Origin of the sequence: Sphingomonas abietis (assembly GCF_027625475.1) — a bacterium.
In the GTDB taxonomy this organism is placed as follows: Bacteria; Pseudomonadota; Alphaproteobacteria; order Sphingomonadales; family Sphingomonadaceae; genus Solisphingomonas; species Solisphingomonas abietis.
The window spans coordinates 4,016,829-4,036,048 of sequence record NZ_CP115174.1 but is presented as its reverse complement, the minus strand read 5'-3'; the positions used below and the strand labels follow the sequence as shown (position 1 = coordinate 4,036,048).

Annotated in this window: 18 protein-coding genes and 1 pseudogene; 12 read left to right on the top strand and 7 right to left on the bottom strand. The window is 67.9% G+C overall.

Annotated elements, in window-relative coordinates; genetic code table 11:
* Nucleotides 1-50 precede the first annotated feature (50 nt).
* The 5 genes and pseudogenes from PBT88_RS18980 to PBT88_RS18960 all read left to right on the top strand — a co-directional run bounded on the left by PBT88_RS18980 (nt 51) and on the right by PBT88_RS18960 (nt 7,108).
* Nucleotides 51-1,037: a bile acid:sodium symporter family protein gene (locus tag PBT88_RS18980; RefSeq protein WP_270076855.1), complete on the top strand. Its 987-nt coding sequence runs from the start codon at nt 51-53 to the stop codon at nt 1,035-1,037.
* 15 nt (nt 1,038-1,052) lie between these two features.
* The gene (locus PBT88_RS18975) at nt 1,053-2,396 is read left to right on the top strand and encodes a purine-cytosine permease family protein (protein ID WP_270076854.1); all 1,344 of its coding nucleotides are present in this window, start codon (nt 1,053-1,055) and stop codon (nt 2,394-2,396) included.
* Between the two features lie 109 nt (nt 2,397-2,505).
* Nucleotides 2,506-2,794 (top strand): annotated as a pseudogene (locus tag PBT88_RS18970) (GIY-YIG nuclease family protein).
* Nucleotides 2,795-2,994: 200 nt separating this feature from the next.
* A complete protein-coding gene (gene parC / locus PBT88_RS18965) occupies nt 2,995-5,304 on the top strand; it encodes a DNA topoisomerase IV subunit A (protein WP_270076853.1) in 2,310 nt (769 codons plus the stop codon).
* A gap of 25 nt (nt 5,305-5,329) precedes the next feature.
* Nucleotides 5,330-7,108: a putative bifunctional diguanylate cyclase/phosphodiesterase gene (locus tag PBT88_RS18960; protein WP_270076852.1), complete on the top strand. Its 1,779-nt coding sequence runs from the start codon at nt 5,330-5,332 to the stop codon at nt 7,106-7,108.
* Between the two features lie 6 nt (nt 7,109-7,114).
* Here PBT88_RS18960 and PBT88_RS18955 read toward each other — a convergent pair whose 3' ends face one another.
* The 4 genes from PBT88_RS18955 to PBT88_RS18940 all read right to left on the bottom strand — a co-directional run bounded on the left by PBT88_RS18955 (nt 7,115) and on the right by PBT88_RS18940 (nt 10,114).
* A complete protein-coding gene (locus PBT88_RS18955) occupies nt 7,115-8,308 on the bottom strand; it encodes a CCA tRNA nucleotidyltransferase (protein WP_270076851.1) in 1,194 nt (397 codons plus the stop codon).
* A complete protein-coding gene (locus PBT88_RS18950; RefSeq protein ID WP_270076850.1) occupies nt 8,305-8,889 on the bottom strand; it encodes a CoA pyrophosphatase in 585 nt (194 codons plus the stop codon). Before PBT88_RS18950 ends, PBT88_RS18955 begins: the two co-directional genes overlap by 4 nt.
* Nucleotides 8,886-9,500, bottom strand: coding sequence for a DUF1285 domain-containing protein (locus tag PBT88_RS18945; protein WP_270076849.1), 615 nt, complete (start codon nt 9,498-9,500; stop codon nt 8,886-8,888). Before PBT88_RS18945 ends, PBT88_RS18950 begins: the two co-directional genes overlap by 4 nt.
* Nucleotides 9,501-9,592: 92 nt before the next feature.
* Nucleotides 9,593-10,114 (bottom strand): GNAT family N-acetyltransferase, encoded by a 522-nt coding sequence (locus PBT88_RS18940; protein ID WP_270079321.1) that lies wholly within the window; start codon nt 10,112-10,114, stop codon nt 9,593-9,595.
* Nucleotides 10,115-10,248: 134 nt separating this feature from the next.
* Here PBT88_RS18940 and PBT88_RS18935 point away from each other — a divergent pair, with 134 nt between their 5' ends.
* Nucleotides 10,249-10,623, top strand: coding sequence for a dihydroneopterin aldolase (locus PBT88_RS18935; protein WP_270076848.1), 375 nt, complete (start codon nt 10,249-10,251; stop codon nt 10,621-10,623).
* Entirely contained in the window at nt 10,620-11,390 is a 771-nt protein-coding gene (locus tag PBT88_RS18930; protein ID WP_270076847.1) for an SDR family oxidoreductase, read from the top strand. Before PBT88_RS18935 ends, PBT88_RS18930 begins: the two co-directional genes overlap by 4 nt.
* On the opposite strand, the gene PBT88_RS18925 is transcribed toward PBT88_RS18930, so the two are convergent.
* Nucleotides 11,387-12,136 carry a hypothetical protein gene (locus tag PBT88_RS18925; protein ID WP_270076846.1) on the bottom strand — a complete coding sequence of 250 codons (750 nt, stop codon included), beginning with the start codon at nt 12,134-12,136 and terminating at the stop codon, nt 11,387-11,389. The two genes, PBT88_RS18930 and PBT88_RS18925, sit on opposite strands and share 4 nt — an antisense overlap.
* 390 nt (nt 12,137-12,526) lie before the next feature.
* Here PBT88_RS18925 and PBT88_RS18920 point away from each other — a divergent pair, with 390 nt between their 5' ends.
* The 4 genes from PBT88_RS18920 (at nt 12,527) to PBT88_RS18905 (ending at nt 15,102) form a co-directional block, all read left to right on the top strand.
* Nucleotides 12,527-13,198 carry an energy transducer TonB gene (locus PBT88_RS18920; RefSeq protein WP_270076845.1) on the top strand — a complete coding sequence of 224 codons (672 nt, stop codon included), beginning with the start codon at nt 12,527-12,529 and terminating at the stop codon, nt 13,196-13,198.
* 68 nt (nt 13,199-13,266) lie between these two features.
* The gene (locus PBT88_RS18915; protein ID WP_270076844.1) at nt 13,267-14,034 is read left to right on the top strand and encodes a MotA/TolQ/ExbB proton channel family protein; all 768 of its coding nucleotides are present in this window, start codon (nt 13,267-13,269) and stop codon (nt 14,032-14,034) included.
* A gap of 115 nt (nt 14,035-14,149) precedes the next feature.
* Complete coding sequence (locus tag PBT88_RS18910) at nt 14,150-14,626, top strand: ExbD/TolR family protein (protein ID WP_270076843.1); 477 nt, start codon at nt 14,150-14,152, stop codon at nt 14,624-14,626.
* Between the two features lie 35 nt (nt 14,627-14,661).
* The gene (locus PBT88_RS18905) at nt 14,662-15,102 is read left to right on the top strand and encodes an ExbD/TolR family protein (RefSeq protein ID WP_270076842.1); all 441 of its coding nucleotides are present in this window, start codon (nt 14,662-14,664) and stop codon (nt 15,100-15,102) included.
* A gap of 271 nt (nt 15,103-15,373) precedes the next feature.
* On the opposite strand, the gene PBT88_RS18900 is transcribed toward PBT88_RS18905, so the two are convergent.
* Together PBT88_RS18900 and PBT88_RS18895 are read right to left on the bottom strand one after the other, a co-directional pair.
* The gene (locus tag PBT88_RS18900; RefSeq protein WP_270076841.1) at nt 15,374-15,649 is read right to left on the bottom strand and encodes a GNAT family N-acetyltransferase; all 276 of its coding nucleotides are present in this window, start codon (nt 15,647-15,649) and stop codon (nt 15,374-15,376) included.
* 267 nt (nt 15,650-15,916) lie between these two features.
* Nucleotides 15,917-16,195 (bottom strand): DUF3297 family protein, encoded by a 279-nt coding sequence (locus PBT88_RS18895; protein ID WP_270076840.1) that lies wholly within the window; start codon nt 16,193-16,195, stop codon nt 15,917-15,919.
* A gap of 196 nt (nt 16,196-16,391) precedes the next feature.
* Between PBT88_RS18895 and acnA the strand changes: the two genes are divergently transcribed.
* Nucleotides 16,392-19,070 (top strand): aconitate hydratase AcnA, encoded by a 2,679-nt coding sequence (acnA, locus tag PBT88_RS18890; protein ID WP_270076839.1) that lies wholly within the window; start codon nt 16,392-16,394, stop codon nt 19,068-19,070.
* Nucleotides 19,071-19,220 lie beyond the last annotated feature (150 nt).

Here is a 19,220-nt window from a genome sequence, read left to right as displayed (position 1 = left end):
CCGGCAGCAAGCGGCTTCGCGATCGTGCCCGGATAGGCTAGTCGGCGGGCATGTTGCGCCGATTGTCCGCCCTGTTCGATCCCTTCCTGCTGATGCTGATCGGCACCGTCACGCTGGCCAGCCTGCTGCCGGCGCGAGGATGGGGGGCGAGCATCGCGGGATGGCTGGCCGATGGCGCGATCCTGCTGCTGTTCTTCCTCCACGGCGCCAAGCTCAGCCGCGCCGCGATCGTGGCGGGGGCGTCCAAATGGAAGCTGCACCTCGCCGTGCTGGCGACCAGCTTCCTCTTCTACCCGCTGCTCGGCCTGGGCGCCGAGGCCGTGGCGTGGCAGGTCGCGCCGGCGATGGCGGCGGGGCTGCTCTATCTCTCGCTGCTGCCATCGACCGTGCAATCCTCGATCGCCTTCACCTCGATCGCCGGCGGCGACGTGCCGGCGGCGATCGGATCGGCCTCGCTGTCCAGCATCGTCGGCATCTTCGCGACGCCGCTGCTCGCGCAATGGCTGATGGGGGCGGGCGGCAGCAGCGGCGCGCAGGCGCTCGACGCGATCCTCAAGATCGGCGGCCAATTGCTGCTGCCCTTCGCGGCGGGCCATATGCTGCGCCCCTGGATCGGCGGCTTCATCGATCGCCACAAGCCGCTGGTCGGCCGGGTCGATCGCGGCTCGATCCTGTTCCTGGTCTACACCGTCTTCTCGGCGGCGGTGGTGGAGGGGCTGTGGCACCAGACCGATGTCGGCGATCTGCTCGCGGCGCTGGCGATCGGCGTCGTCATGCTGGCGATCGTGCTGGTGGCGACCTTATGGGCATCGCGCGCGCTCGGCTGGGCGCGCGAGGACGAGATCGTCTGGCGCTTCTGCGGCTCCAAGAAGAGCCTCGTCGCCGGCGTGCCGCTCGCCGCCGCGATCTTCCCGCCGGCGCAGGTCGGCATGTTGCTGCTGCCGCTGATGATCTTCCACCAGGCGCAGCTGATGATTTGTTCGGTGATGGCCAAGCGATATGCCACACAGAAGGGGCCGGCCGGGGTGGCGGCGTAACGATCCGGGGGTGGCATGGTAGTCGAGACGCACAGCATCGGTTTCGTCCCCGAAAGCGAGCGTTATGGGCATCCGCGCCGGCTCTTCACGATCTGGTTCAGCACCAATCTCTCGCTGGTCTGCCTCACCGTCGGGATGCTGGGCGTGTTCGCCGGCCTGTCGTTCGGCTGGGCGCTGCTCGCGCTGGTGATCGGCAATGCGATCGGCACGCTGTTCATGGCGGCGCATTCCGCCCAGGGCCCGCATCTCGGCATCCCGCAGATGATCCAGAGCCGCGCCCAGTTCGGCGTGCTGGGCGCCGCGCTGCCGCTGCTGGCGGTGGTCGTCACCTACACGCTCTACAACGCCGCCAACGGCGCGCTGGTGCAGGATGCGATGGCGGCGACCTTCGGGCTCGGCCCGGTCGCCGCGCCGATCATGTTCGGGGCGGGGACGGTGCTGGTCGCCTTCGCCGGCTATGAATGGATTCATCGCCTCGGCGCGGTGATGGCGGTGCTGAGCGGGCTGCTGTTCGCCGGCACGGTGCTGATCCTGCTGACGCAGGGAAGCGGAGCCTCGGCACCGCCGGCGCCGGGTGGCTTCGTGCTCGCGGCCTTCATCGCGACGGTGACGCAGGCGACGGCGTGGGGGCTGAGCTATGGCCCCTATGTGGCGGATTATTCGCGCTATCTGCCGTCCACCACCGCGACCGCGCGGACCTTCTGGGCGACCGCGCTCGGCGTCTTCCTGGGTTCGACCCTGACGATGGCGCTGGGCGCGTGGCTGGCCGCCGATTTCCCGCCGATCGCCAGCAGCCCCGGCATCGCCATCCCGGCGCTGTTCGGCCCGTTCGCGCTGCCGGCGCGGCTGCTGATCATCATCGGGCTGCTGCTCGGCAACGTGATGACGCTCTACAGCGCCTATATGGCGTCGGCCGGCGTGCTGACCGGCTTTCACCGCCGGGAGAGCATGGGGCGCGGTGCCAAGCTCGCGCTGCTGGCGGCGCTGATCGCGATCGCCACCATGATCGCGATCGAGACGGGCGGCCATTTCGAGCATGTCTTCGGCGATATGCTCGGGATCATGGTCTATCTGCTGGTGCCGTGGAGCGCGATCAATCTCGCCGACTATTACTGGGTCCGCCACGGCCGCTATGCGGTGCCCGACATGTTCGATCTCGACGGGCAATATGGCCGCTACAACCGATCGACGCTGGCGATCTACGCCCTGTCGATCCTGATCGAGCTGCCCTTCCTCCAGATCGCCGCGTGGAGCGGCCCGATGGCCAAGCTGATCGGCGCCGACATCGGCTGGCTGCCGGGGCTGGTGGTGCCGGGGCTGCTCTATACCTGGGTGGAGCGGCGTCGGCGGGCGGGGTGAGGAAGATGGCCGGGATTGGTGGATGCAGTCGATCTCGGTCGCGTCACCCCGGGCTTGACCCGGGGTCCAGCTTGTCTTCCTTTCCATGCGAGGGATGGGAACGGATATGATGACCGGCGGCTGGGTCTACATGATGGCAGGTCGTTATCGCGGCACGATCTACGTCGGCGTCACAGCCGACCTTCGTGCGCGGGTCGGCCAGCATCGTAGCGGTGACGGATCCGATTTTTTCCAGACGCTACGACCTCACTCGCCTCGTCTGGGCCGAGCGTGGCAACGACATAACGGCCTGCATCGCACATGGGAAACGGCTGAAACGCTGGCGGCGAGACTGGAAGTTTGCATTGATCGAAAGCGGGAATCCAGACTGGCAAGATCTGTTCGCCACGTTCGCCTGAAAGCAGCTGGACCCCGGCTCAGGGCCGGGGTGACGATATAATCAAATGTCCGCATATGGCGCGACAGCAGCCATCCGGGCGCTCGCCACCGGGCCGATCGGCCGTGCTTCTTCCGCCCCCGCGCCGTCCGCCCGGCGAAGTTCGGCCGTGGCGCCGTCCACACCCTCCCCATCGCGCCCGTCGCCTGCTAGTCCTGCGCCATGGCTGCCTCCGATACGCTCCCACCCGAGCCCTATACCGATACCCCCTTCGACGAGGCGCTCTCGCAGCGCTATCTCGTCTATGCGCTGTCCACGATCACGGCGCGGTCGCTGCCGGACGTGCGCGACGGGCTGAAGCCGGTGCATCGCCGGCTGCTGTGGGGGATGCGGCTGCTCCGGCTCGATCCGACGGCGGCATACCAGAAGTGCGCGCGCGTCGTCGGCGAGGTGATGGGCAAATATCATCCGCACGGCGATCAATCGATCTACGACGCGATGGTCCGCCTCGCCCAGCCTTTCGCGCTGCGTTATCCGCTGGTCGACGGGCAGGGCAATTTCGGCAATATCGACGGCGATAACGCCGCCGCCATGCGCTACACCGAAGCGCGGATGACCCATGCCGCGGCCGACCTGATGGCCGGGCTCGACGAAGGCACCGTCGGCTTCCATCCGACCTATAATGGCGCCGAGGAAGAGCCGGACGTGTTTCCGGGCATCTTCCCCAATCTGCTCGCCAATGGCGCATCGGGCATCGCGGTCGGCATGGCGACCTCGATCCCGCCGCACAACGCCGCCGAGCTGATCGACGCCGCCATCCACCTGATCGACAAGCCCGAGGCCTCGGTGGTCGACCTGCTCCAATACGTCCAGGGTCCGGACTTCCCGACCGGCGGCATCGTCGCCGACGGCCCCGCCGCGATTCGCGAGGCCTATGAAACCGGGCGCGGCGGCTTCCGCACCCGTGCCCGCTTCGCCGAGCCCGAGAAGCTCACCGGCGGCACCTGGCAGCTGGTGATCACCGAAATCCCCTATGGCGTCGCCAAGTCCAAGCTGATCGAGCAGATCGCCGCGCTGGTCACCGACAAGAAGCTGCCGATCCTCACCGACGTCCGCGACGAATCGGACGAGCTGATCCGCATCGTGCTGGAGCCGCGCAGCCGCACCGTCGATGTCGATACGCTGAAGGACAGCCTCTATCGGCTGACCGACCTCGAGATCCGGGTGCCGCTCAACCTCAACGTGCTGGACGCCAGCCGCACCCCGCGGGTGATGAGCCTGGCCGAGGCGCTCTCGGCCTATGTCGCGCACCAGATCGAGGTGCTGGTCAACCGCTCGAAGCACCGGCTGGCCAAGATCCAGGACCGGATCGAGCTGCTCGACGGCTTCCTGATCGCCTATCTCAACCTCGATCGGGTGATCGAGATCATCCGCTCCGAGGACGAGCCCAAGCCGATCATGATGGCCGAGTTCGGCCTCACCGACCGGCAGGTCGAGGCGATCCTCAACATGCGGCTGCGCTCGCTGCGCCGGCTGGAGGAGATGGAGATCAAGAAGGAGCGCGATGCGCTCGACAAGGAGGGCAAGGGCCTCGCCGAGCTGATCGAGAGCCCGCAGCGCCAGCGCACCCGCCTCAAGAAGGATCTGGGCAAGCTGCGCGAGCGCTATGCGCCGGAAACTCCGCTCGGCGCGCGCCGCACCACCGTCGCCGAATCGGGGCCGGCGCGCGAGATACCGCTCGAGGCGATGATCGAGCGCGAGCCGATCACGGTGATTCTCTCCCGACGCGGCTGGATCCGGGCGATGTCCGGCCACCGTGATCTCGCCGCCGCCGATACGCTGAAGTTCAAGGAAGGCGACGGGCCGCTGTTCGCCTTCCACGCCCAGACCACCGACCGGCTGCTGCTGGTCGCCGCCAATGGCCGGGTGTTCACGCTGGCGGCGGACAAGCTGCCCGGCGGACGCGGCTTCGGTGAGCCGGTGCGGCTGATGATCGATCTGGAGGGCGAGGGCGCGCCGATCGCGCTGCTGCCGGTGCCGCGCGGCGGGGCGGGTGCGCAGGCGCTGGTCGCCTCGTCGGACGGGCGCGGCTTCCTGGCCAAGCTCGCCGACATCGTGGCCGAGACGCGCAAGGGCAAGCAGGTGCTGAACCTGCGCCCCGGCGCCGAGCTGAAGCTGTTCCGGCCGGTGGTGGCGGGCGCGGACTATGTCGCGGTGGTCGGCGACAACCGCAAGATGGTGGTGTTCCCGATCGGCGAGCTGCCCGAGATGGCGCGCGGCGCCGGCGTCCAGCTCCAGCGCTACCGCGATGGCGGCCTGTCCGATGCGGTGGCGATTCGCTTCGAGGCGGGGATCAGCTGGGCGATGGGCGGCGGGACCGGCCGCATCCGCACCGAGGCCGATCTCAATCCGTGGCGGACGGCGCGCGGCGCGGGCGGGCGGATGGCCCCGATCGGCTTCCCGCGCGACAATCGCTTCTCGCCGGCGCTGCCTTTCGCGACGAATCAGGAAACCAGCGAAAGCAAAGATTAACCCGGCGGGTTTATCGCTTCTTCCCATGCGTATGGCCGAGGCGAGCCGGAGATCCAGTACGCCGCCCGTGGACAGGGCGGCGCCGGCCCCCCTGCGTCCGGTGGACGAGCCACCGTGCATCGAGGCGATGTCGGCCGAAATGTGGGAGATGATGCTCTCCGTTCGCCAGACCTATCTCGATGCGCTGCCGATCGCGGCTGCGATTCTGGCCGAGGACGAGGCGGGGCGCCTGCTCGTCGGCGCCTGCAACGAACGCTATACCGCGCTCGATGGCTGGCGGCCGTCCAGGCAGCCGGTGTCGGTGATCGACAGCCCCGGCATGGCCCGGCCGATACGTGATTTCTTCGACGGCACCGAGCAGGAGACCCGATTCGATTGGCGGGACGGCGATCAGGTGTCCGGCCGCCATTTCCAGGTCTCGATCTCGCGGCTCCAGCGGCTTCCCAACATCCCGGCGCGCTGCCTGCTGACCCTGGTCGATCGCACCACCGAAATCGAGAATGCCCGCTCGCTGCGCGCCGAACTGCTGCACGACAGCCTGACCGGCCTGCCCAATCGCTCGGCCTTCGCGGAGGCGGTGGACGATGTCGTCGCCGCGCCCCGCGGCGTGGGCCATGCCGTGCTGCTGGTCGATCTTTCCCGTTTCAGCCGAATCAACGAAAGCCTGGGCGGGGTCGCCGGCGACGAGGTGATCATCACCGTCGCCCGTCGCCTGATCTCGACATTGCGCGCGGGCGATATGCTCGCGCGGGTCGGCGGCGACGAGTTCGGCATCCTGCTACGCCTCGCCAACGGGCCGGACGATGCGCCGTCGGCGGCGCGGCGCATCCAGTCGGTCCTGTCCACGCCGTTCCGGCTCGCCCGGTTCGAAGTCGGCCTGGAATGCGCGATCGGCTGCGCGATGATCGGCGACGAGCGCACCAGCGGCGAGGAACTGGTCCGCAACGCGCAGTTCGCGCTGAAGCGCGCCAAGACCAGCGGTCGGGTCGAGGTCCACCATTCGGGCGAGGCGGCGTGCGCGCGCTACAAGCTCGATCTCGAAACCGAATTGCGCCGCGCGATCGATCAGGGCGATCTGCGGCTGGCCTTCCAGCCGATCATGGATCTCGGGGCGAATCGCGTCGCGGGTTTCGAGGCGCTGGCGCGCTGGACCCATCCGGTGCGCGGCGTCATCGATCCGGGCGAGTTCATTCCGGTCGCGGAGGAGGCTGGCCTGATCGTGCCGCTCGGCCGCTGGGCGGTGGATACCGCGCTGGCGACGCTGGCGCGCTGGGATGCCGCCGCCGGCCGTCCGATCCCGATCTCGATGAGCGTCAACGTCTCGGCGATCCAGCTGGCGCGCGATGACGTGCCGGGCGTGATCGCCGCCGCGCTCGCCACCCACGGCATCGATGGCGGGCGGCTGACGGTCGAGCTGACCGAGAGCGCGATCGTGCAGGATCCGGAGCGGACGACGCGCGCGCTGCAGGCCTTGAAGTCGCTCAACGTGCGGGTCGCGATGGACGATTTCGGCACCGGCTATTCGTCGCTCAGCTATCTGCGCAAGCTGCCGATCGACAATCTCAAGATCGATCGCAGCTTCGTCTCGGGGATGCTGGCTGATCGCGACAAGGTGGCGATCGTGCGCGCGGTGCTCAGCCTCGCCGATGCGCTCGGCAAGACGACGACGGCCGAGGGCGTCGAGTCGATCGAACTGAGCCAGACGCTGGCGGCCTTGGGGTGCAGCCATGGGCAGGGCTATTTCTACGGTATGCCGCTGACGCCCGAAGCCGCGCACGAATTCTGGCAGACCCGCATCGGGTGACGGGGCTTAGCCCCCGATCGCCTCCGTCACCGCCTGGCGGGCCATCTCGCTCACCCCGTCGCGATCCGGGAAGCCCGCTTCCACCCACTGCCGCTCGATCTGCCTGAGCGTCGCGGCGACGCGCGGCCCTGGCGTCAGGCCCATCGCGATCAGCTCGCCGCCCGACAGGGGGAAGCGCGGCGCCTGCCAGTCGGCGGCGATCCGGGCGCTGTCGATCGCGCCGCGCAGCAACAGCCGGTCGACCGCGCTGACGGTGCCGATGGCGTAGACCAGCGCCTCCGGTGGCCCGCTTTCGGGGGTGGCGGCCAGGGTCAGCCGCTTGCGCTCGATCTTGGAGAGCTTGAGCCGCGCCCCGATCTTCTCGGCGATATCGACATGCTCGGGGATCAGCGCGGCGAGCCGGCGCAGCCCGTCCGGCGCGATTCCGGCGGCCGCCTCGGCGGCGACGAGCGAGGCGAGGCGCGCGGTGTCCCCGATTTCGGGCAGCACCGGCGCGAACAGGCCACCGGCCAGCATCGCCGTCACCGTCGGCACCGGATCGGCGACCGCGAGCAGCTTGAGCAGCTCGATCGCGATCCGCTCGCGGGACAAGGCCATCAGATCCTTCGCGCGTGCCACGCAGGCGGCGTAGGAGGCGGCATCCGGCTCGCCCTTGCCGAAGCGGGCGTGGAAGCGGAAGAAGCGCAGGATGCGCAGATGATCCTCGGCGATCCGCTCCTCGGGCACGCCGATGAAGCGCACCCGGCCGTCGGCGAGATCGGCGAGCCCGCCGAAATAATCATGTACGATGCCGGTCAGCGGATCGGCGGAGAGGGCGTTGATCGTGAAATCCCGCCGCTCGGCATCCTCCCGCCAGTCCTCGGTGAAGGCGACGGTGGCGTGGCGGCCGTCGGTGGCGACGTCGCGGCGCAGCGTGGTGACCTCGATGGTCTTGCCGCCGACGACCACGCCGATCGTGCCGTGGGCGATGCCGGACGCCGAACTCCAGGTGTTGAGGCCCGCCGCCTTGGCGCGTCGCTCCGCCTCCTGCGGGGCGAGCCGGGTGGCGATGTCGATATCCTGCGGGGCGAGGCCGAGCAGCATGTCGCGCACCCAGCCGCCGATATAGCGGGCGCCGTCCGCCGCGCCGTCGAGCGCGGCGACCAGCCGGCCGAGGCCGTCCGCATCGGCGATGGCGGGCGGAACGGGGACGTGGGTCATGCGGCGAACCGGCGACTGAGATTGACGATCATCGCGGCGGTCGCGCCCCAGATCCGGCGATCCTGCCAGAGGATCTCGTAATAGCCGCGCCGCTCGCCGCGAAACTCGCCCTCGCGGCGCAGCTGGTTGGCGGGATCGAGGACATGCGCCAGCGGCACCTCGAAGATGTCCGCCACCTCGAACTCGCGCGGCATCAAAGCGAGATCGGGCGGCACGATGCCGATCACCGGGATGATCGAATAGTGGGTCACCGTGCGATAGGGGGCGTCGCAGCCGATCACGGTGACCCGATCGCGCGGCATCCCGATTTCTTCATGGGCCTCGCGCAACGCGGTGTCGATCGGGTGGAGATCGCCGGGATCGGCGCGGCCGCCGGCGAAGGCGATCTGGCCGGGATGCTTGCGCAGCGCCTCGTTGCGCCGGGTCAGGATCAGGCCGGGCTCGGGGCGGTCGGTGATCGCGACCAACACCGCGGCAGGCACGGTCGCCTTGTCCTCCAGCGGGATCATATCGCCGGACAGGGGCGCGGGAATATCGGCGCTGGCCTCGAACCGGGCGCGCATCAGGTCGATCAGGCTCACGTCTGCGCCGCGCCCGGTTCCACGGTGTCCGCCTCGGGGCCGCCGAAGGCGAAGAAGGCGCCGTCGCTCCACAGGCCGGTCTGGCCGTCCGGGCCGGCCGGCTCGTCGAGCGCGAGGTTGGCGAGCTCGTAATAGACGGGGCGGGCGACCAGCGCCTCCAGCCCGCCGCGCACGGTGAGATAGGGATGCAGGCCATGGCCGCGATCCTCGATCACCAGGCGATGCGCCGGCCCGGCGATGACGAGATCGCCGACATGGGTGCGGAAGGCGAGGCGGCGGCCGGCGCCTTCGCCCTCGCTCTCCATCTCGATCGCGACGAAGGGCGCGTCCTCCACCGCGATCGACAATTTCTCGACCGGGGTGACCAGCACATGGCCGCCATCGGCCTCGCGCCGCAAGATCGTGGAGAAGAGCCGCACCAGCGCGGCCCGGCCGATCGGTGAGCCTTCGTGATACCATGTCCCGTCGGCGGCGATCCGCATCCCGCTGTCGCCGCAATGCGCGGGGTGCCATGTCTCGACCGGCGGCAGGCGGCCGTCGGCGGCGAGCCGGGCGATTTCGCTCAGCGACATGCCGGCGATCGCGTCCGGCGGGGGATTGGTCATCGGCATCACCGATCCCCCTAGGACGAATCACCGGCCTGTTGGAAGTCTCAGCGTGGGTTCGGACCTGCGCCCTTCGCGCATGTCCGACCTTCAGAGTCTCAGAATCGCGGGCCGAGCATCCCCTCGGCCGGCAAGGCCTGCCCGTCGTCGAGCCGGGCGAGCAGGCGGCGGCGTTCGACCGGGCCGGGCAGCGACCAGCCGGCGGTCGCATCGGCGGTGAAGCCGAACGGCCCATAATATTCCGGATCGCCGATCAGCACCGCCGGAATCCCGGTGGCGTCCATCGCGGCGAGAGCGCGGCGCAGCATGGCGCGGGCAATGCCCTCGCCGCGCCGTGCCGGCTCCACCGCGATCGGGCCGACCAGCCACAGCGGCGTGATCATGCCGTCGGCCTGGGTCAGCGCCAGCGGCCAGCTCTGCAGCGATCCGACCAGTGTGCCCTGGGTATCGAACGCCGCGCAGCTGGCGGCGGGCGCGTGGACGACGCCGTCGCGCAGGCGGTAGGCGGTCCGTCGCTGGCGATCGGCGCCGAAGGCATGATCGAGCAGCCGCTCGACCGCCTGGGGGTCTGCCGTCTCGATCGGGGCGAAATGCGCCCCCATCGCTGCTGCCGCCACCATATCCACCCGTTCCGATCCTCCATGTCCGATTCGAAAGGCGCGCGCTGTACGGCGAAATGCCGCGAATACGAAATCTTGCGGGAGACGCGTCCGCCGCCTAGTCCGGCGCCCTAGCGAAACGAAATGAAGGCCGCATGACGCAAGACCTGCTCCAGCTCCAAGTGTCGGGCATCGAGGCGATGGTGCTGACCGGCATCTATTCGGAAGAAACCCACCTGCCGCAGCCGCTGCGCGTCTCGGTGACGGTGGACCTGAAGCTGCCGGCGACGAAATATGCGCCGGACACGCCGCTGACGGCCTCGAAAAATTATCTCGATCTCAAGCGCGCCGTCACCGAATCGCTGCCCGAGGGGCTGCACTTCACGCTGATCGAGGCGGTCGCCGACCATATCTGCGCGGAGCTGTTCGCCGAGGACGAGCGGGTGATGCGCGTCGAGATCGGCATCGTGAAGCTGGCGATCAGCCTGGACGGCGAGCAGATCGGCATCCGCATGGTGCGCCACCGGTGAGCCGGCCGCTGGCGCTCGTCACGGGCGGATGCCGGCGGCTCGGTGCGGCGATCTGCGTGGCGCTGGCCGGCGCCGGCCACGACATCGCCATCCACAGCAGCCCGTCCTCGACGCCGGAGGCAGGGCTGGGCGCCCGGCTGGAGGCGGCCGGGGCCCGCTGGTTCCATCTGACCGCCGATCTGGCCGACGAGGCGGCGGTGGAGGGGCTGTTGCCGGCGGTGGAGATGGCCTGCGGGCGCCCGCCGGCACTGATCGTCAACAATGCCGCCCGCTTCGACTATGATTCGCCGGAAACGGTGAGCATGGCGGCCCTGATCGACCATTATGCGGTCAACTGCGCCGCGCCGCTGATCCTGGCCCGCGCTTTGGCGGCGACCGGCGGGCCGGCGGCGATCGTCAACATCCTCGATCAGCGAATCGCCGCGCCGCATGGCGATCAGTTCAGCTACACGCTCTCCAAGCTGGCGCTGGCCGAGGCGACGACGATCCTGGCCCGCCAGTTCGCGCCGCATATCCGCGTATCGGCGGTGGCGCCGGGGCTGACGCTGCCGACCGCGGACTATGACGAGGCGCGGATGCGCGACGCCGCCGCGCTGATGCCGCTCGATCTGCTGCCCGAGCCGGCCGAGATCGCGGACGCGGTGGTCTATCTGGCCGGCGCCCGCGCCGTCACCGGCCAGATCCTGTTCGTCGATGGCGGCGCCCATCTGCGCCATTATCCCCGCGATTTCCTGTACCTGGAGGGGCGGGCGGGCGGCGGCGACTAGCCCGGGCGGCCGTTCGCGGCGGTGCTCCGCCCGCAGCTGCCGAGGCCGTCGAGCACGGTCTTGTAATCGGCCTGCGCCGCCTGGGCGTCGTCCGGCGCCTGATCGGCGACCGAATCGGCCGGCAGCGTCGCCGGCAGCGCGCAGGCGAGGCGATACCACAGCAGGGTATCCCGCTTCGGTGCCGCCGCCGCATCGTCGACGATCTCGCCGAGCGAGACCGTCCAGCGCGGGTCTTCGCCGGGATGGCGCTGCACGTTGATCGACACCGGCCGGCTGTCGGCGGTCTTCAGGAAGATCTGGGTCTCGCCCTCGCCCGGGATGCTGCCGGCGACGTGGAAGGCGTGGCCGATCCCGGTCACCACCGGCGGCGCTGAGGCGGCATTGGCATCGGACAGGATGGTGCGCAGCCGCTGCTCGAGTTCGGGCGACCAGGGCAATTGCGCCGTCTTGGCGATCAGCTGGAGCGTGCCCGGCTTCTGCGGAACCGCGCGGGCGAGCAGAATCAATTTCTGTTTCTTGAGCTTCGGCAGCCGATTCGCGGCGGTCATCGGCACGTCGGCCACCCAGGAAACCGTCGCCGGGATGCCGCCGGCACCCGCGATCAGGGCATCGACATCGCCTTCGACATAGAAGCGGGCATAGCCCGGCGCGACGCCCGCGGCGTCCGCATCCTTGAGATGGGTGGCGTCATGCACCGTCACGATCGCCGAAATGCGTGCCGCAAGTGCGAGATCGGTAAGGTCCACGTAACTGATTGGCGCGGCTGTCGGCGCGCCAGCATAAGGTTGCGCAACTGCTGCGGATGCGAATGAAATTGCGCCGATCAAGGCGGTCAGCCCATGTTTTTTCACGTATTTCATGGGCTTTTGCCGCTCCTTGATAGTCTGCCGAGGCCGGGTGGCCGGCCCCATTCTTGCCGCTTCGGGGGGCTCCGTTCAAGCGCCGCCGGCCCATTCTGGCGCCGCGCCGTGCGAAGACATTACTCAATCGTATATGTAAGGGATGGACATCAAAACGAACGCTGAATAGCATGATGTGACGGTAAGGGGGGTCAGGCGGCCCGTGATGTTTCACGGATGCTTGGCTCTCGCTGTCATGCCGCAGCCTTTCGCCCCAGCACGGAGTGGCTCTCTTTAATGGCCTACGTCGACCAAAATCAAAGCGGTCAGAAAACGGTTTCCGCTGTCGTTTCGGGAATTATTCTCGCCGCAGTCGGCTACGCGTTCATCAACGGCCTGGCCTATGACGCCTTCAAGAAGGCGGCCACCAAGCTGAACGTGATCGACATCCAGACCCCGCCGCCGCCGCCGCCCAAAAAGCCGCCGCCTCCACCCCCGAAGGAAACGCCGAAGGTCGAATCGCCGCCCATCGTCACGCCTCCTCCGGTGGTGCAGCCGCCGGTCGTGGCGCCGACGGTTATCACCGCGCCCAAGGCCCCGCCGCCGGTGCCCCAGGCGCCGATCGCGCCGGCCCCGCCGCCGGTGCCGCCGGCCCCGCCGAAGCCGAGCCAGGCCTCTCCGGCCAAGGCACGCGGCAATCCGGGTGACTGGGTGACGCCGGACGATTATCCGCCCGCCGCGCTTCGTCAGGGTGCTCAGGGTGTCACCGGCTTCAGGCTCGATGTCGGTCCGGATGGTCGGGTCACGAACTGCACGGTGACGTCATCGAGCGGTAACACCGATCTCGACCAGACCGCGTGCCGCCTGCTGCCACGCCGCGCCCGGTTCACGCCGGCCAAGGATGCCAGCGGAAACGGTATCGCGACGACCTACTCCAACAATATCCGTTGGCAGGTCCCCAAAGATTAATCGATCCAAAGGGCCGGCGGATGCGCCGGCCGCTTCAAACACCGCATTCACCTAAGGAACCGACGACCATGACGACCCCCGCTACCGCCGCCGGCGCCTCCGGAGCTGAACAGTACGGCCTGATTCCCGCCCTCCAGCAGGGCGGCGTGATCTCCTGGTCCGTGTTCATCCTGCTCGTTCTCTCGCTCTTCATCTCGCTCTTCATCCTGATGTCGAAGTGGTGGGAGCAGCAGAAGATCATCAACCAGTCCAAGGGTGTCCGCGGCAGCTTCTGGAGCGCGCCGAACCTGCGCGACGCGGCGACCAAGCTCGAGAAGAACTCGGCCTATCGCCAGATCGTCGACGACGGCCTGCTCGCCGAAGACCAGCACACCAAGCTGACCGATCCGATCGACCAGCATGAGTGGATCAACAACTCGATCGCGCGCTCGACCGCCTCGATCGGCGCCAAGCTCTCGGGCGGCCTGCCGTTCCTCGCCACCGTCGGTTCGGTCGCACCGTTCGTCGGTCTGTTCGGCACCGTCGTCGGCATCTACCGCGCGCTGATCGCGATCGGTGCTGCCGGTCAGGCGTCGATCGACAAGGTCGCAGGCCCGGTCGGTGAGGCGCTCATCATGACCGCGCTCGGCCTCATCACCGCCGTTCCGGCCGTGCTCGCCTACAACTGGCTGCTGCGTCGCAACAAGGTGATCATGGAGAGCCTGGTGGCCTTCGCCAACGACGTCCATGGCTACATGGTCTCGGGCGGCGCGGTGCGCCCGTCCTTCGGTGTCGTGAAGCCGGCGCCGGTCAAGGTCGGGGCGACCGCTTCGGGCGTGCAGACCACCAAGGCCTGATTTCGGTGACGGCCACCCCACGCGCCTTCGGGGGCGCGGGGTGGCCGGAGCGGATTTCCGCTCCTGAACGAGGGCGCCGAAGCTGCGGCGCCGGATAAGAATAGGACCGAACTCCATGTCCATGAGTGTAGGCGGCGAAGGCGGCGACGACGCCCCCATGTCGGACATCAACACGACGCCGCTCGTCGACGTCATGCTGGTGCTTCTCATCATCTTCCTGATCACGGTCCCGGTCGTGATCCAGACCATTCCGCTCAAGCTGCCGACGGTTCGCAACGAGCCGACGACGACCAAGCCGCAGAACGTCAACCTCTCGGTCAAGGCCGATGCGGCCGGCAACTGCCAGGTGTTCTGGGGCGTCCAGAAGGTGTCCTCCAAGGAACTGCTCGATCGCTCGGTGCAGAAGCTGAAGGACGAGATCGCGAAACTCGGCGGAATGAGTGCGGTGACCCCGGACAATCTGCCCGAGGCGCACATCCGCGGCGACGTCAACGTGCCCTACAAGTGCATCGGCGGCGTGGTCTCGACGCTGAGCAGCGCGGGCTTCCTGAAGGTCGGCTTCATTTCCGAACCCATCGGGCCGAGCACCTGATCCGAGCAGACCGAGAGATTCTGGAGTAATTCACGATGGCAATGTCTGCAGGCACCGCCGAAGGCGAGCCCATGATGGACATCAACACGACGCCGTTGATCGACGTCATGCTGGTGCTTCTCATCATGTTCATCATCACCATTCCCCCGCAGACCCATGCCGTGAAGCTGGATCTGCCGGTTCCGAACAACAATCCGCCGCCGCTGGTGCTGCCGACCAAGAACACGATCTCGACCGACGCGGCCGGGAGCATCTTCTGGAACGGCCAGCCGCTGCCGGCCGGCGATGCCGGTCTGGTCACGCTGCGCCAGTATATCGATCTGACCAAGAATCTGCCCGACCAGCCGGAACTCCACCTGCTGCCGGATCCGCAGACCCGCTACGACGTGATCGACAACGTCCTCGCCGTGGTGAAGAAGAGCCAGGTCGACAAGTTCGGCTTCGAAGGCAATGAGCGTTATTCGGACGCTTTCTGATCCAGCCTTCGGGTGACGAAAAAAGGGCGGTGCCAGCGATGGCGCCGCCCTTTTTCCATGGGGCGGGGGAGGGACGCGGATGGATGGGCATGACGGGGCGGCCGGTCGATCCGGCGACCGCGCAGCCGCTGCGCGTCCAAACCTATCGGCCTGGCCACTGGCTGGAATGACGCGGCGCGCGGGAGGCAGCCTGCTGCTTCGTCGTTCCGTCGGTCGATTTTCGCGTGCTGGGCGACCGGATCGTCCATGCCAAAGCGGAGCGGGCGATGCCCTAACCCTGTCGGTCGATCGCGTAGCAGAGGTGGCGGCGGACCTGCCCGCCGATGGCCGGATCGATCGTCCGTTCGGTCAGCCGGGCACCGATCTTCTCGACGGCGCGGCGCGAGCGCAGATTGTCCTCGCCGATGAAGAACAGCACGGTGCCGACGTAACCAAAGGCGTGCTCGATCATCAGCCGCTTCATCGCGCCGTTGATCGCGCCGCCCCAGCAGCGGGTGGCGAGAAAGGTCCAGCCGATCTCCACCTCGCCCGGCGCACACCGCTTCATCGAATAGCGAGAAGCCGATCACCGCGCCGCTGGCCGGCTCGATCGCGACCAGGCCACCCTGGTCGGCCAGGGCATCGTCGAAGAAGGCGCGGAAGACAGGATGTCGCCAGCGGTCGCCGGCAGGATGGAGCGCCCAGATCGCCGGGTCGGCTGCGATCGCATGGAGCGCGTCGAAATCAGCCTCGCGCGCCGGCCGCAGGATCACGCCGTCCGATTCGAGCCTCGGCTGGAAATCGAACATGGCGTGCTCCTGGGGCATGGCAGGGATCAGGCTTCGGCGTCGCCCTCGTTCGCCGTGGCATCGGCGGCGGCGCGCTCGTAATAAGGCTCGACCTGGCCCTTGAGCTTGAGCGTCATCGGGTTGCCCTTGCGATCGACGGCGCGGCCGGCCGCGACCTTGATCCAGCCCTCGGACACGCAATATTCCTCGACATTGGTCTTTTCGACACCGTTGAAGCGGATGCCGACGCCGCGCGAGAGCAGATCCGCGTCGTAAAGCGGGCTGCGCGGGTTGACGGAGAGGCGGTCGGGAGGCGTGTCGCTCATGATATCATCCGGTGGATTGGCGGTGCGTGGCACCCGGTTTCAGGGGCGCTCTTAGCGTCTTCGCGGCGATACGCCAAATCTTCGCACCGCCGATCCGTTGCGACCGATTCGCAGCCATCCGCCGCGCCCTTTCCCAATAGCCGACCCCTTGCTAAGGCCACGCGACTCTTCGGCTCTGCAGAATAGGACATCGCTCATGACCGCTATCGGACAGGACACGCTCGGCACTCGGGACAGTCTGGAGGTCGGCGGCAAGACGATCCATTTCTATTCGATCGCCAAAGCGGCCGCGCATGTCGGCGATGTCTCGCGGCTGCCCTTCTCGATGAAGGTGCTGCTCGAGAATCTGCTCCGCTTCGAAGATGGCGTGACCGTCACCGTCGAGGACATCAAGGCGATGGTCCAGTGGATGACCGACAAGACCAGCGAGCGCGAGATCCAGTATCGCCCGGCCCGCGTGCTGATGCAGGATTTCACCGGCGTGCCCTGCGTGGTCGATCTGGCGGCGATGCGCGACGCGATGAACGCGCTCGGCGGCGACGCGCAGAAGATCAACCCGCTGGTGCCGGTGCATCTCGTCATCGATCATTCGGTGATGGTCGACGAGTTCGGCACGCCGCAGGCGTTCGGCGACAATGTCGAGCTGGAATATCAGCGCAACTCCGAGCGCTACGAATTCCTGAAATGGGGCAGCAAGGCGCTCGCCAACTTCAAGGTGGTGCCGCCGGGCACCGGCATCTGCCACCAGGTTAATCTCGAGCATATCGCGCAGGCGGTGTGGACCTCGGTGGATGCGGCGGGTGATACCGTCGCCTATCCCGACACCTGCGTCGGCACCGATAGCCACACCACCATGGTCAACGGCCTCGGCGTGCTCGGCTGGGGCGTCGGCGGCATCGAGGCGGAGGCCGCGATGCTCGGCCAGCCGGTGTCGATGCTGATCCCGGAAGTGGTCGGCTTCAAGCTGACCGGCACGCTGAAGGAGGGCATCACCGCCACCGATCTGGTGCTCACCGCCACCCAGATGCTGCGCGCCAAGGGCGTGGTCGGCCGCTTCGTGGAATATTTCGGCCCCGGCCTCGCCTCGCTCAGCCTCGCCGATCGCGCCACGCTCGCCAACATGGCGCCCGAATATGGCGCGACCTGCGGCTTCTTCGGCATCGACGAGAAGACCCTCGATTATATGCGCCTGACCGGCCGCGAGGAGGAGCAGATCGCGCTGACCGAGGCCTATGCCAAGCAGCAGGGGCTGTGGCTGACCGCCGACATGGCCGACCCGATCTTCACCGATACGCTGGAGCTGGACATCAGCACCGTGGTGCCGTCGCTTGCCGGCCCCAAGCGCCCGCAGGACAAGGTGATCCTCACCGAGGTCGACGACGTGTTCAACGCCGACCTGATCAAGACCTACAAGCATGACGGCGCCAAGCGCGTGCCGGTCGAGGGCAAGGATCACGACATCGGTGATGGCGACGTCGTGATCGCGGCGATCACCAGCTGCACCAACACCTCCAACCCGTCGGTGCTGGTCGCCGCCGGGCTCGTCGCCCGCAAGGCGGCGGCGTTCGGGCTCAAGCCCAAGCCCTGGGTGAAGACCTCGCTGGCGCCGGGCTCGCAGGTCGTCACCGACTATCTCACCAAGTCGGGCCTCCAGACCGATCTCGACGCGATCGGCTTCAACCTGGTCGGCTATGGCTGCACCACCTGCATCGGCAATTCGGGGCCGCTCGCCGAGCCGATTTCCAAAGCGATCAACGGCAACGACATCGTCGCGGCCTCGGTGATCTCGGGCAACCGCAATTTCGAGGGCCGCGTCTCGCCGGACGTGCGCGCCAACTTCCTCGCCTCGCCGCCGCTGGTCGTCGCCTATGCGCTCAAGGGCACGGTGACCGAGGACTTCACCACCACCCCGATCGGCCAGGCGACCGACGGCAGCGACGTGTTCCTCAAGGACATCTGGCCGTCCAACGAGGAGGTTCGTGCCACCATGGACGCCAACATCGATCGCGCCATGTTCTCCTCGCGCTACGCCCATGTCTTTTCGGGCGACGACAAGTGGCAGGCGATCAACGTCACCGGCTCCGACACCTACAGCTGGAACCCGACCAGCACCTATGTCGCCAACCCGCCCTATTTCGAGGGCATGAGCATGACGCCCAAGCCGGTGGACGACATCATCGATGCGCGCCCGCTCGCCCTCTTCGCCGACTCGATCACCACCGATCACATCTCGCCGGCCGGCTCGATCAAGGCGGACAGCCCGGCGGGTCGCTTCCTCACCGAGCATCAGGTCTCGAAGAAGGACTTCAACAGCTACGGCGCGCGCCGCGGCAACCATGACGTGATGATGCGCGGCACCTTCGCCAACATCCGCATCAAGAACGAGATGGTCCCCGGCATCGAGGGCGGCATGACCAAATATGTCCCGTCCGGCGAGGTCGAGGCGATCTACGACGCGGCGATGCGGTACAAGGCGGACGGCACCCCGCTGGTCGTGATCGGCGGCAAGGAATATGGCACCGGCTCGTCGCGCGACTGGGCGGCGAAGGGCACCACCCTGCTCGGCGTCCGCGCCGTGATCGTCGAGAGCTTCGAGCGTATCCACCGCTCCAACCTCGTCGGCATGGGCGTGCTGCCGCTGCAGTTTGCCGAGGGGGTCGACCGCAAGACGCTGAAGCTCGACGGCAGCGAGACCTTCACCATCACCGGCGTCGCCGATCTCCGCCCGCGTCAGGTGGTGACGGTCGAACTGACCCGCGCCGATGGCTCGAAGGAGACGTTCGAGACCAAGTGCCGCATCGATACCGTCAACGAGCTGGAATATTTCCTCAACGGCGGCATCCTCCAATATGTGCTGCGCAAGCTCGCGGCCTGAGGCGCGATCCAGGACATACGGAAGGGCGGCGCGGCGTGAGCCGTGGCCGCCCTTTTCATTGGTTGCGGGTGCGGGTGCGGGTGCGGGCGCGGGGGCGTCAGGGCTCCGTCCGCGTCACGGGGTAAGGCCATCCTCCCGTTCGGCCTGAGC